Source organism: Facklamia sp. P12932 (assembly GCF_050409545.1).
In the GTDB taxonomy this organism is placed as follows: domain Bacteria; phylum Bacillota; class Bacilli; order Lactobacillales; family Aerococcaceae; genus Facklamia.
Genome location: NZ_JBNUPG010000003.1, coordinates 97137 through 109977, shown reverse-complemented (window position 1 = coordinate 109977; position 12841 = coordinate 97137). Strand labels below are relative to the sequence as shown.

The window sequence follows — 12841 nt, the reverse complement described above, 5'->3', positions numbered from 1 at the left end:
GCATTTATCTCGGATTTAAGCAAGCTCTTATTCACTATCTAAAGCCATCTTACTTAATTTATCCACTTCAAAGGCAGTTAGCTCTCGCCACATACCCGGTTTCAAATTATCTAAGCCAAGAAAAGCAAAAGATTCGCGCTTCAATTTGAAGACGGGATATCCAATGGCTTCAAACATTTTCTTAACTTGATGGTTCCAGCCTTCATGGATGGTTAATTGGACAACGGCTGTACGATTATCTTGATTGCTAGAAATGAGACGAGCTCTAGCTTTGGAGGTCTTTTGACCATCAATCATTACGCCCTTTTCTAATTGTCTTAATTCCTTAGCTGTAGGAATGCCACCCAATTTCGCAATATATGTCTTATCAATCTGATGCTTAGGATGCATCATCTGATTGGCAAAGTCACCATCATTGGTTAATAAGAGTAAGCCTGTCGTATCAAAGTCTAATCTGCCAATCGGATAGATACGTTCTTCAATACCATGGATTAAATCGGTAACCACCGAACGGCCCTTGTCATCAGCCACAGCTGAAATATAGTTTTTTGGCTTGTAAAGTAAGATATAGCGCGGTTCTTCCTTATAAATAGGCACCTCGTCTACTTCAATACGGTCATTGCTGGTGACTTTGGTTCCTAATTCACGAACCACTTGTCCATTTACTTTGACGCGACCTTCTTTAATCATGTCTTCACATTTGCGTCGACTGGCAACCCCTGCGTGAGCCATAACTTTTTGTAGTCTTTCCATAGTTCCTCCTTATTCTTCTTGATCAAATAAATTAATTTCCCATCTTTTTAATGAAAAAAGTTCTTCTGAAGCGGTTTGACTGTTGAGGGCTAAATCTTCAATAGGTGGTAGATCCTCTAAGGAAGATAGCGCAAAGTAATTGAGGAAGTAATCGGTGACTCCATAAAGTATGGGTCTACCAGGCGCTTCTAACTTACCTACCTCCTTAATGAGGTCTCGGCTGACTAATTTTTGTAGCATGGCTTGGGAAGAAACGCCCCGAATTTCATCAATGGTCATGCGTGTAATCGGTTGACGGTAAGCTACGATAGCCAAGGTCTCAATAGCCGGTCGACTTAACTTTTGTTGCAGTGGCGATTGAGCAAAATTTTCAATCAAGGGGTCTAAGTCTGCTTGGGTTACATACAAGAAGCGTTCGCCAAATTGGACCAAATCAATTGGCGATAGTGGATGGTCTTTTAAAGTTTGCTGGACTTCTTCAATCATAGGCTTAATTTCTGTTGGTGAGAGATTTAAAAGAGCGGCTAACTCATTCAAGGTCACGCCTTCTTCCCCGGCAACAAAAATAATGCCTGCTATTTTTCTAAGCATAACCTTCCTCCCTCAAACGCAGTTCAATGCTATCTAGATAACTTTCTTGTTGAAAAACGAGAACTTGCTTACGGACCATTTCTAAAACAGCAATAAATGTGGCAATAATTTCTGGTCGAGAGCCATTCGATAAAAGAGACGAAAAAGCAATGGATTGATTAGGCTTAATGGATTGAAATTGTTGCCGAATGAATTGCATTTTGTCCGTCACTGAAACTTGATCATGATGAACTTCTTTTTCTTTAGGTTGTCTTTGTTCTTGCGCTTGCAAAACGCTCTTCAAACTGGTTTGTAATTGCTCTAGCGAAAGCTCACCTTCTTCTAAGGGAATAAAAGCTATAAAGTTTGAAAGATCTGCCGCTGGTCTTGAATAGTGCTTACTACGATCCACTTGCATATCTTCTAAGGTGTCCGCTACTAGCTGAAATTGTTGATAAATGAGCAGTTGCTGAACCAGACCACTCCGCGGATCTTGGTCTTCTAAATCACCATCCAATTCATCCGGTTCAATGGGAATTAAGAGACGACTCTTGATCTCTAATAGAGTGGCCGCCATCACTAAATATTCTCCGACCTTATCGAGGTCTAATTCCTGCATCTGGTCAATATAAGCCAAATATTGGTCAGTAATTTCCGTCATGGGTATATCGTTAATATCGACTTCTAACTCTTTAATTAGGTGTAAAAGCAAATCAAACGGCCCTTGAAAGGCCGTTAATTTAAGGGTTAAGTCTTGATTGGTTCGATCCTCTTGCATTAATTGGCTTCCCCTTCACTATTTGCTTTTATCTGCTGACGATATTTCTCAGCAAACTGGGCAATCATATCTTGGGTTTCTGATTGAATGGAACCTGAGATTTGAATTTGTGGAAACATATCTTTAAGTTCTTTGAACAATTGATAATCCACGGACTCTCCTTCAAAGGAAGGAATAACCGATATAAGGTGAACGATTATTGTCGAAAGATTTTCTTGGGGATCCGTTTCAACTTTACGCTGCTCAATACCGATTAAACCAACGAAGTTGCTTGTTTCAGGATCTTTATATAAGTAAAGGTCGAAACCTTCTTGGTCGCGATATTTAGTTAAAATTTCGCCTGCTTGAGCCATTTGATCTTCACCTTCGCAAGTTAAACTTAAGAGTCCTAAGACAACTTTTTCATTCTTATGCGTTGAATGAACTAGCATTTTTTGCGACCTCCTATCTCTAATTAGATTTCCTTGAGATATTACCATGCAAAGACTGAAATTTCAACTTAAAGCTTTACAAAGTCCTATATTTGTTCAATCACTTGATAAATTAATTGCTTAAATCGTGGTTTCACTTCTCTAGAAACAGCCATCACTTCTTGGTGGTTAAGTGTCTCCTGCATACCGGCTGCATAGTTGGTAATACAAGACACTCCCAAGACTTCCAGCCCAGCATGTCTTGCTACAATAGCTTCGGGAACAGTAGACATTCCCACTGCATCGCCCCCCATCAAACGAATGGCTCTAATTTCAGCTGGGGTCTCATAAGAAGGACCGGTCATCCATGCATAAACTCCCTCTTGTAAACTAAAACCTAAACTTTTAGCTGTTTGATGTAGCAATTGAATGCCTCTTTTACTATAAGTTTGACTCATATCAACAAAGCGCGGACCTTGTGGATTGTTTTTACCAATCAAAGGATTTTCGCCTGTAAAATTAAGTTGATCCTTGATGACCATTAGATCTCCAGGTTTAAAACTATTATTAACCCCACCGGCTGCATTTGTAAGAATCAAACTTTCGACCCCTAATTCTTTAAAAATCCGAATCGGAAAGGTGATTGTTTCAAGGTCATAGCCTTCGTAATAGTGAAAACGTCCTTGTAATGCTATTACTTTTTGTCCAGCTAGGCTGCCATAGACCAATTGACCAGCATGACCTTCAACAGTTGATACTGGAAAACTTGGGATAGCTTCATAAGGGATTTTAACCGGATTTTTAATTTCATCTGCCAAATCTCCTAAACCAGAGCCTAGAATTAAACCAATTCGAGGGGCTACCATACCGTGGTCTTTTAAATATTCTAAGGTTTTTTGATACATAATCTTCTCCTATTTTAATTGTGCTAAAAACGACTGTCCTTGATCTGTCTGTTTAACACCAAAGTTATCAGAAATAGTGGCCGCGATATCAGCAAAGTGCTGCGCTTGTAGTTCACTTGCCGCTTTAAACTTTTTAGAATAGGCCAATAAAGGCACATATTCACGGGTATGATCGGTTCCCTTATAAGTCGGATCATTACCATGGTCGGCTGTGATTAATAACAAGTCCTCTTCATTCATGGCTTGAATTAGTTCAGGAATGCGGGCGTCGAAGTCTTCTAAGGCTTGACCATAGCCTTGAGGGTCACGACGGTGACCATATTTGGCATCGAAGTCCACTAAGTTGGTGAAGGATAGACCTTCAAAATCTTCCCCCATGACCTTGAGTAATTGATCGACACCGTCCATATTGGACTTAGTGCGAATCGCTTGAGTAATACCCGCTCCATTAAAGATGTCATTAATTTTGCCCACTGCAATGACCGATTTGCCGTCATCTTTTAAGAAATCAAGGGTCGTTTTGCCAAAGGGATCCAAGGCATAGTCATGACGATTGCTGGTTCTTTCGAAATTACCTATTTGACCGACATAAGGTCGGGCAATAATCCGACCAATCATGTAAGGATCTTCCAAAGTAATCTCACGGGCATATTCACAGACCTTGTAAAGTTCTTCTAAAGGAATGACTTCTTCGTGGGCAGCAATCTGTAAAACAGAATCGGCTGATGTATATACAATTAATGCCCCCGTTTCTAATTGCTCGGGTCCTAATTCTTTAATAATTTCGGTTCCAGAAGCCACCTTATTCCCAATTACCTTACGCTTAGCAAATTTTTCTAATTTTTCAATCAACTCTTGTGGGAAACCAGCTGGAAAGACTCTAAAGGGCTGGTCGATATAAAGACCCATCATTTCCCAGTGGCCAGTCATGGTGTCTTTACCAGCTGAACGTTCTTGTAATTTAGTCCAGTAGGCGGAAGCTTGATCGACGGCTTCTACCCCTTTGATGGTGTCAATTTTACCCAGACCCATTTGAGCCATATTTTTTAAGTTTAAATCAAAGTTTTCGGCAATGTGGCCTAAGGTGTGAACGTTAGAGTCTCCAAATTCTTCTGCATCGGGTGCTTGTCCAATTCCGACAGAGTCCATAACGATTAAGTGTATTCTTTTAAACATTTTATTTCCTCCTTTAATCGCATCAAGCGCGTGGAAAGTTCTTACGGTAAACTTCCTGTAAGCGGTGATGTGAAATATGTGTATATATTTGAGTGGTCGATATGTCTGCATGACCCAACAGTTCTTGAACCATGCGTAAATCGGCACCATTTTCTAACAAATGAGTGGCAAAAGAGTGCCTCAACATGTGTGGTGAAACTCTTTGATTGACTCCTGCTTGTTGAACATACTTATTAAGATTTTTCCAGATGCCTTGGCGGGTGAAGGCCTTTCCTCTTTCTGTTAAGAAGAGAATCTGGCCTGCTTGAGCAGTCTTTTTACTAGCAAAAACACCTCGGGCATCTTGTAAGTATTGATCAACCCAATAGATGGCTTCATCCCCTAAGGGAATGATTCTTTCCTTATTGCCCTTACCTAAAGTTTGAACAAAACCCAAGTCTAAGTGTAAGTCAGCTAACTGAAGCTGAGTTAATTCACTCACACGTAGGCCACAAGCATAAAGGACTTCTAAGATGGCTCGGTCTCTTAAACCGGTTAAAGTGGCTATATTCGGTGCTTGAATAATGGCTTCCACTTCTTCCATTGATAGAACTTTAGGTAGGCTTTTGGCTTGCTTGGGTCCTTGAACTAATTGCAAGGGGTTTTGCTGGATAACCCCTTCTTTTAACAAATAATGAAAAAACTGTTTCATAGCTGATAAAAGCCGTGAAGTAGAAGATGTGGCATAATTTTGCTGGTGTAAATGGGCTAAAAACCCTTGCATGTAGCTATAATCGATTTGGTCTAAGCTTTGTGTAGCATGGTCTTGATGGTAGTTTATAAATTTTTTTAAATCTCTTACATAGGCTTGGATTGTATTTTTTGATTTGACTTGATCAATTTGTAAATAGCGCTTAAAATCCGCTAAATAATTTTGTAACTGTTGATTGACCGCCTTATTCATTTTCTGACGTCACCAAGTAAATCCCCTGATTAGCCTCTTGACGAATTTGCTTATTCTTCATTAAGGAACCGACCGCGCGCTTAAATTGTCCCTTAGAAATACCAAATTCTCGCTTAATAGCTTCAGGATCAGACTTGTCGTGATAAGGTAAGAAATGATTGGGCGTCTTTTCTAATAGACGTATTAACATAGTCGCATCATCGCTAATGGCTTCATGGGCTCTTGGTTTTAAGGACAAGTTTAAAGACCCATCACTTTGTACCTTGACTACCCGTCCCTTGATTTTTTGACCCAAACGCGGGGGTAACATCCATTCGCTCTCATGTATAAAGCTGCGGAAGTTCTCTTTAGAAATTGCCAAAGCTCCTACTAATTTCAATTGAAAAATGGTTACTTCTAAATCTTGATTCATCAAACGGTCAGCTGCCTTGATAAATAATTCTTCCATCTGGTCAAATCTTGCTAATTCGCCCCAAAAACGGTTCTTATTATCCACAGTCATTGTCAAGTAGAGCTGGTCCCCTTTTTGAGGCCATTGACTTTTATCATCTGGTAAATTATCCAAAGAAACTACTAGGTCCTTTTGATAAAGACCAATATCCACAAACACACCCAAGTCTTTACGCACTTGAGTTACTGTGCCCCAATCATAGTGACCACTAGCTGCCTTAGGGATGTCTAATTGAATACGGGCCTCACGATTCATATCCTCATAAATAAGCCCTTTAATTTGGTCGCCTAAGTGATAACTTTGACCTTGGATTTGATCCTTGTCTAAGCGAAAGGTTGTCCCTTCCACTTGCGCAAAATAACTGTTTTCATTCTCGTCACTTATCTTACATTCGGTAATTCTTCCTAATTTCATCTTTCATTCTCCTATCTGATCAAACTCTCTTCAAGCTGATTGAGCTATCCTAAAGTAAAGACCGACTCTATCCTAAGCAAAAGACAATTAATTCTAGTCGCTTAGTCTTCTATTAACAATTTTAACACATTCTGTAAGCAAAGAGAAAAGATGGCAAGCAAAAAGACATTTCTTCAGCCCATCAATAAATAAGCCAAGAAATGTCTTAAAATAAGTGTCTTAGATAGAACTCTGCTATACTAGATGGATACCGTTGCTCCGCGATAGATAATTCCACGACGAGCATCCACAGTAATCAGTTCATTTTGTTTAATAGCTTCCATAGCACCTTCTACTGCTACTACTACCGGTATGCCTCTTTCTAAGCCAAGAATAGCGGCATGGGAAGTGATACCTCCGCTTTCACAGATAATAGCGCCCACCCTTTCTAAGGCTGGAGTGTAATCACGGTCGGTCTGGCTAGTGACTAATACAGTATCTTCTTTGACATAAGCGTTAGCCTCTTCAGCGGTATGAGCAATCACTGCCTTACCAATGAAGTTGCCACTGCCAACACCTTGTCCTTCAGCTAACTTGGTTCCAATTAATTGAATCTTCATAATGTTGGTCGTGCCTTTTTCACCAACCGGAACGCCCGCAGTAATGATAATCAAGTCGCCTTCTTTAGCAAAACCTTGCCTTACTGCCATGGCTGAAGCAGAATCTAACATCTCATCGGTTGAATCAGGCTTACCAATAACGAAAGGTTGAACCCCCCACACCAGTGTGAGTGAACGTTGTGCTTCTTCCTCAAAGGTAGCTGCTAAGATATTAGAAGACGGCCGGTATTTAGCAATCATGCGTGCCGTATAGCCAGAAGAGGTTGCTGCCACGATGGTTTGAATCCCCAGATTACGAGCAGTATGTCCCACCGCTTGACCAATAGCTTCAGTCAAGTCTGACTGATTGAATTTCTTCAAGGTAAAGGCATCCTGACCTAATAATTGTGATTCAGTCCGTTCACATATCTTAGCCATCATTTTCACAGCTTCTAAAGGATAATCCCCTGCCGCTGTTTCCCCAGAAAGCATGACAGCATCCGTTCCGTCAAAAATAGCATTGGCCACGTCTCCTGCTTCGGCTCGTGTAGGTCTAGGGTTTCTTTGCATAGAATCTAACATTTGTGTAGCTGTCACGACTGGAATACCTGCTCGATTACATTTCTTAATAATCATTTTTTGAATAAGGGGCACGTCTTCTGTTGGCACTTCGACCCCTAAATCTCCGCGGGCAACCATAATCCCATCCGATACTTCTATAATTTCATCAATATTATCGACACCCTGCCGGTTTTCAATTTTAGAGATAATCTTAATATTGGTCTTGTTTTCTTCTTCTAGAATAGCACGTATTTCCATCACATCATTTTGACGGCGCACAAAGGAGGCCGCTATAAAGTCAACATCTTGACGCGCGCCAAAACGAATATCTTGCTTGTCTTTTTCAGTGATACCCGCAATATTTAAAGAAATACCTGGTACATTAATACCCTTTTGTGATTTTAAGACACCTGAATTGACTACCACACAAGCAATTTCCTTGGCTTGATCATCAATGGCTTCAACTTCCAATTCAATTAAACCGTCATCGATTAGAATAAGCGAACCGATAGTCACATCATCAATTAAGCCTTCATAGGTGATAGAAAACTTATCAGCACTACCTAAAACCTCAGTCATCGCTATCCGGATTTTATGACCTTTTTCTAATAGAATGCCATTATGTTCCATCTTATGCGTTCTTATTTCAGGTCCCTTGGTATCTAATAAGATACCAGCTATAACACCGGCTTCTTGACGGGCCTCTTTAAATAAGTTGATATGGTTTAATTGCGATGCTTGATCACCGTGAGAAAAATTAAAACGGGCTACATTCATTCCTGCGTGAAGCAGATCGACCATTACTTTCTTTGATTGAGTTGCCGGCCCCATTGTGCCAACGATCTTTGTTTTCTTCATATTAACTCCTTTTCATGCTCAATAGCGATCCGTTAAGCTACGATTAATTTCGTACAAATCATCTCTTACTTTGTGCTTGGATTTGGTTAAGGTTTCAACGATGTCACAAACGGATAATTCTTCATTGGTAATGCCGACGAAAATACCCGATTGTCCGTGAAGAATTAAATCCACTGCCTTAGCACCCATTAATGTAGCAAAAACACGATCACGACCTGTTGGATTACCCCCTCTTTGAATGTGGGAGAGGTTAACCCCACGAACACTTTGATCAGGGGCTTCTTTTTTGTATTCTTTGATAAATTCTTCCACGCCCATGACACCTTCGGCTAATACGATTAAAGCATGGTCTTTCCCATGACTAAGAGCCGTATTGACTCTGCGAGCAATGTCACCGATAAAGAAATCTTCTTCAGGAATAACAATGGCATCGGCTCCCACAGCCACTCCGGCCCATATAGCAATATCCCCCGCGTTACGTCCCATCACTTCGACTACAAAGGTACGGTTATGTGAGGCCGCTGTGTCAGAAATTTTATCGATGGCTTCAATCGCTGCCGACATGGCAGAGTCAAACCCTATCGTATATTCGGTCCCTGGAATATCATTATCAATGGTTCCTGGAATACCAATAGCTGGAAAACCTAATTTAGTAAGAGCTAGAGCTCCTTGGAAGGAGCCATCTCCTCCAATAACAATTAAGCCTTCAATTCCTAGGGACTCCATTTGTTGAATGGCTTTCTTTTGTACTTCTAACTGTTTAAATTCAGGGTACCTGGCTGAATAAAGGATGGTTCCTCCTCTACGAATGGCATGAGTGAGGTCGTTGATCCCTATTTTCCTATATTCACCTTCCACTAAACCTTTAAAACCGTGTTGAACACCTACTACCTCAATTTGATGATGGAGGCCCTGTTCAACAACAGCTCGAATAGCGGCGTTCATTCCGGGAGCGTCACCTCCACTTGTTAGCACTGCTAAACGTCTCATAAGTCACCTCTTCTTATTCATTAACTCTCTTAATAATATTTTAACATGAATTAAAAAGCCTGTCCGTTGATATGATTATCAGTCAGATTCATTATTTAAAATAGACATTATTTTCTCCAAAAAGAGCTTTTAACTCATCCACCACCCGATCTGCCATAGAAATATTATATAGAGCCTCTAATTTCCAAGCATTGCGGTTGGCATCGACCATGATTATTTCTAAAGGACCTGGGTTTTCTACCGCTAAAGCTTTTAATTTTTCCACTAATTGCTGACTAGAAGCCCCGGCTAGTAATTTAATAAATACTTGACGAATCGGTGATGAATGGGATTGCTTTTCATCTTCTGGTAAGGGCAGTAATTTTTCCAAAACAATTTGTGGCTGACCTTGTCGATCTAGGCTTAGTTGGCCTTGCAAAGCCACCACTTGACCCTCTTTGAGCTGGTGGCCAAATCGTTGATAACTTTCAGGGAAACTAACCAGAGAAATATTTTGACTGCCATCATTGAGACGGTAAAAAGCCATCTGGTCTTTTTTCTTAGTTTCAATGACTTTCATGTGCTCGATATAGGCTAGAACTTTTACTTTTTTACCTTTAGGCATTTTTAAGGATTTTAAAGCTCCAATAGATAGAAAGCTTTGATCTCCTTCAATCAGTTTTAAAAACTCATCAATAGGATGGCCAGCTAATTGCAAGCCTAGTACTTCACGCTGACGCTTGAGTAAATGGGCTTTAGGCCACTCTCTGACCAAATTAATTTTAGGTTCAATCTCTTTTAATAAGTTAATATGATTGCCTGAAATCTTGCGAAATTGAATAAAATGTTCTAAGTTCTCGGTCAAGGTCGCTCGTGTGTAGCCAAAGGTGTCGAGTGCACCGGCATCTATTAGCGCTTGAATTAAATTGGTCTTTAGAAATTTAAGGGGCATCCGTGATAGAAAGTTTTGGAAATCGGTAAAAGGCCCAGCTAAATTGCGCTCATCTAAAATGACTTGACAAAAATCATGTCTGAGTCCATTGATAGCCATTAAACCAATTCGAATAGCCCCTTTTTCAATTTTAAAATTAGTATGTGAGCGATTGATATCCACCATTAAAAAGGGTCCTACCGTACGTTTGGCATCTAATAGGTATTCATCCAAACTTTGATGAATTGATCGCCCATGGTTTAAGAGGGCTGTAAAGAACTCTAATGGATAGTGAACCTTTAAATAAGCTAGTTGGTAGGCCAAAGTCGAATAAACAGCAGCGTGCGCCCGATTAAAACCATAATTGGCAAATTGATAAATATAATGGAAAACTTGCTGACTGGTTTGACTATCCAGTCCACGCTCTTGACAACCCTTTAGAAAAGCAACTTGTTGGTCTTTCATTAGGTCCATCTCTTTTTTACCCATGGCTCTTCTCAAGAGGTCGGCTTGCCCTAAACTAAAACCAGCCAACTTTTGGCAGATTTGCATAACTTGCTCTTGATAAACGATAATTCCGTAGGTTTTTTGTAAAATTCCTTCTAAAAGTGGATGGATATAATCAATTTTTTCCTTACCATGCTTGCGGTTGATAAAATGAGAAATTTGTTGCATAGGCCCCGGTCGGTATAAAGCATTGACTGCGATAATATCTTCAAAACTTTCCGGTTTTAATCTTCTTAAAACTTGGCGAATTCCTTCAGATTCAAACTGGAAGACTCCTTGGGTGTTAGCTTCTTGGAAAAGTCTTAAAGTGGCTGAATCCTCACGATCAATGGCATCGATGTCAATGGCTAAGCCTTGATTTTGCTTAATTAAGTTCAAAATAGTATCTAGGATTTGTAAGTTTTTCAAGCCCAGAAAGTCCATTTTTAACAAACCTACTCGTTCGACATCTTCCATATCAAATTGTGTAAGCTGTATTTGGCCTTCTCTTGTTGTAACGGGCACCCAGCGACTCAAATCTTGATCGGCAATCACAACTCCTGAAGCATGGGTAGAAGTATGTCGTGGCAAGCCCTCAATGGTGAGAGCAGTTTTAAAAATTTGTTCATTTAAAGAATCTTCAGCAATTAACTGTCTTAAAGCGCTAGACTTTTGATAAGCATCCTGCAAGCGGATGGACACTTCAGTTGGTATGGTCTTGGACCAGCGATCTTGCACCATTTTAGGATAGGACAAGACTCTGAGGGTGTCGCGTAGTGATTGCTTGGCCCCAAAACTACCGAAAGTCACCAATTGAGCTACCTGCTGGCTGCCATATTTTTGGGCGACATAACGAAGCACTTGGTCTCTTTTATCATCTGGAATATCGATATCAATATCGGGCATATTGTAGCGTTCAGGATTTAAAAAACGTTCAAAGAGTAAATCATATTCTATCGGGTCTATCTTAGTAATTCCTAATAGATAGGCTACTAAAGAGCCAGCAGCAGACCCTCGCCCTGGACCCGTTCGGATATTATATTCATAACAAAAGGCCATAATTTCCCAAACAATTAAGAAATAATCATTGAAACCCATTTGATCGATGGTAGTTAATTCATGGTCTAAGCGTTCTTGATAAATGGGCACTTGATCAACTTTTAACTCTGCTAGCTTGTTTTGACATAGGTGTTTTAAATAGTCTTTAGCAGCTATATTATTTGGTGTTTTAAATTTAGGTAGGAGCGACTGATTAATGGGCAGCTGCACTTGCATACGTTCTTCCAAAGCATGACTATTGGTGACTACCTGCTCCAGTCCCTTTTGTAAATACAAGTCTTCTAATTCATTACGGCCGTATAAATAATGAGACGTCCGATAGGTCATAATTGAAGGATCCAAGCTTTCACCGCGATCAATCGCTTGTAAAATCCTTATAGCAAAACCTTCTTCACTGGTGAGACTTTCGACTGCTTGGTTACAAACCATCTTTAATTGGTGGTTACGAGCAAATTGAGATAGCCATGAAACTTCTAATTCATTGAAGGGATAAATCGAAAGTCCTAGATAAAAATTGTCTTGCGGAAAAATATGAAGCCAAGACTGAAGAATCGCTTGTCCTGCTTCAAAATTCTCATGTAGAAGGGCTTGTTCTAATTCTCCCTTCTTGCCGGCAGTAATGATAACCAATGATTGGCTAGCTTCTTTCATCAGATGATCGATTTGCTGATAATCTGGATGGCTTTGGTTGATTAATTTAGAAAGTTGAATCAAAGCTAAATAGCCCTGGTAATTCAGGGCATAAAGAATTATAGGATAGCTTTGACTTTGGTCCAGGCGTCCCGGCAAGTTCAAGCTAAGCCCTATCATGGCATGAAGGTCTGCTTTTTGGCAGGCTAGGTAAAACTTAAGACTAGCATGTAAGACTCCTTGATCGGCTAAGCCAAGATGCGTGTAGCCTAGGGACTTAGCTTTAGCTACATATTGATTTAAATCAAGGGTGGATTGCAATAAAGAATAAGAGCTACGAACATTGAATAGCATTTGCTTTTCTCACCT

Annotated in this window: 11 protein-coding genes; all 11 read right to left on the bottom strand. The window is 40.2% G+C overall.

Annotated elements, in window-relative coordinates; translation table 11 throughout:
* Positions 1-27: 27 nt before the first annotated feature.
* The 11 genes from ACQV2P_RS02170 to dnaE all read right to left on the bottom strand — a co-directional run bounded on the left by ACQV2P_RS02170 (position 28) and on the right by dnaE (position 12826).
* Positions 28-753, bottom strand: coding sequence for a pseudouridine synthase (locus tag ACQV2P_RS02170; RefSeq protein WP_428894567.1), 726 nt, complete (start codon positions 751-753; stop codon positions 28-30).
* Positions 754-762: 9 nt separating this feature from the next.
* The gene (scpB, locus tag ACQV2P_RS02165) at positions 763-1344 is read right to left on the bottom strand and encodes an SMC-Scp complex subunit ScpB (RefSeq protein WP_428873717.1); all 582 of its coding nucleotides are present in this window, start codon (positions 1342-1344) and stop codon (positions 763-765) included.
* Positions 1337-2101 carry a segregation and condensation protein A gene (locus ACQV2P_RS02160; protein WP_428881868.1) on the bottom strand — a complete coding sequence of 255 codons (765 nt, stop codon included), beginning with the start codon at positions 2099-2101 and terminating at the stop codon, positions 1337-1339. Before ACQV2P_RS02160 ends, scpB begins: the two co-directional genes overlap by 8 nt.
* Positions 2101-2532 carry a hypothetical protein gene (locus tag ACQV2P_RS02155; RefSeq protein WP_428873719.1) on the bottom strand — a complete coding sequence of 144 codons (432 nt, stop codon included), beginning with the start codon at positions 2530-2532 and terminating at the stop codon, positions 2101-2103. The genes ACQV2P_RS02160 and ACQV2P_RS02155 overlap by 1 nt, the downstream gene beginning before the upstream one ends.
* Before the next feature lie 86 nt (positions 2533-2618).
* Complete coding sequence (locus ACQV2P_RS02150) at positions 2619-3416, bottom strand: purine-nucleoside phosphorylase (protein WP_428874794.1); 798 nt, start codon at positions 3414-3416, stop codon at positions 2619-2621.
* A 9-nt stretch (positions 3417-3425) separates the two neighbouring features.
* The gene (deoB, locus tag ACQV2P_RS02145; protein WP_428894566.1) at positions 3426-4592 is read right to left on the bottom strand and encodes a phosphopentomutase; all 1167 of its coding nucleotides are present in this window, start codon (positions 4590-4592) and stop codon (positions 3426-3428) included.
* A gap of 22 nt (positions 4593-4614) precedes the next feature.
* A complete protein-coding gene (gene xerD, locus ACQV2P_RS02140; RefSeq protein WP_428873723.1) occupies positions 4615-5535 on the bottom strand; it encodes a site-specific tyrosine recombinase XerD in 921 nt (306 codons plus the stop codon).
* Complete coding sequence (locus ACQV2P_RS02135) at positions 5528-6400, bottom strand: CvfB family protein (protein WP_428894565.1); 873 nt, start codon at positions 6398-6400, stop codon at positions 5528-5530. Before ACQV2P_RS02135 ends, xerD begins: the two co-directional genes overlap by 8 nt.
* Before the next feature lie 239 nt (positions 6401-6639).
* A complete protein-coding gene (gene pyk / locus ACQV2P_RS02130) occupies positions 6640-8397 on the bottom strand; it encodes a pyruvate kinase (RefSeq protein ID WP_428881875.1) in 1758 nt (585 codons plus the stop codon).
* Positions 8398-8415: 18 nt separating this feature from the next.
* The gene (locus ACQV2P_RS02125) at positions 8416-9387 is read right to left on the bottom strand and encodes an ATP-dependent 6-phosphofructokinase (protein WP_428873726.1); all 972 of its coding nucleotides are present in this window, start codon (positions 9385-9387) and stop codon (positions 8416-8418) included.
* Positions 9388-9478: 91 nt separating this feature from the next.
* Positions 9479-12826, bottom strand: coding sequence for a DNA polymerase III subunit alpha (gene dnaE / locus ACQV2P_RS02120; protein WP_428894564.1), 3348 nt, complete (start codon positions 12824-12826; stop codon positions 9479-9481).
* Positions 12827-12841: the final 15 nt, after the last annotated feature.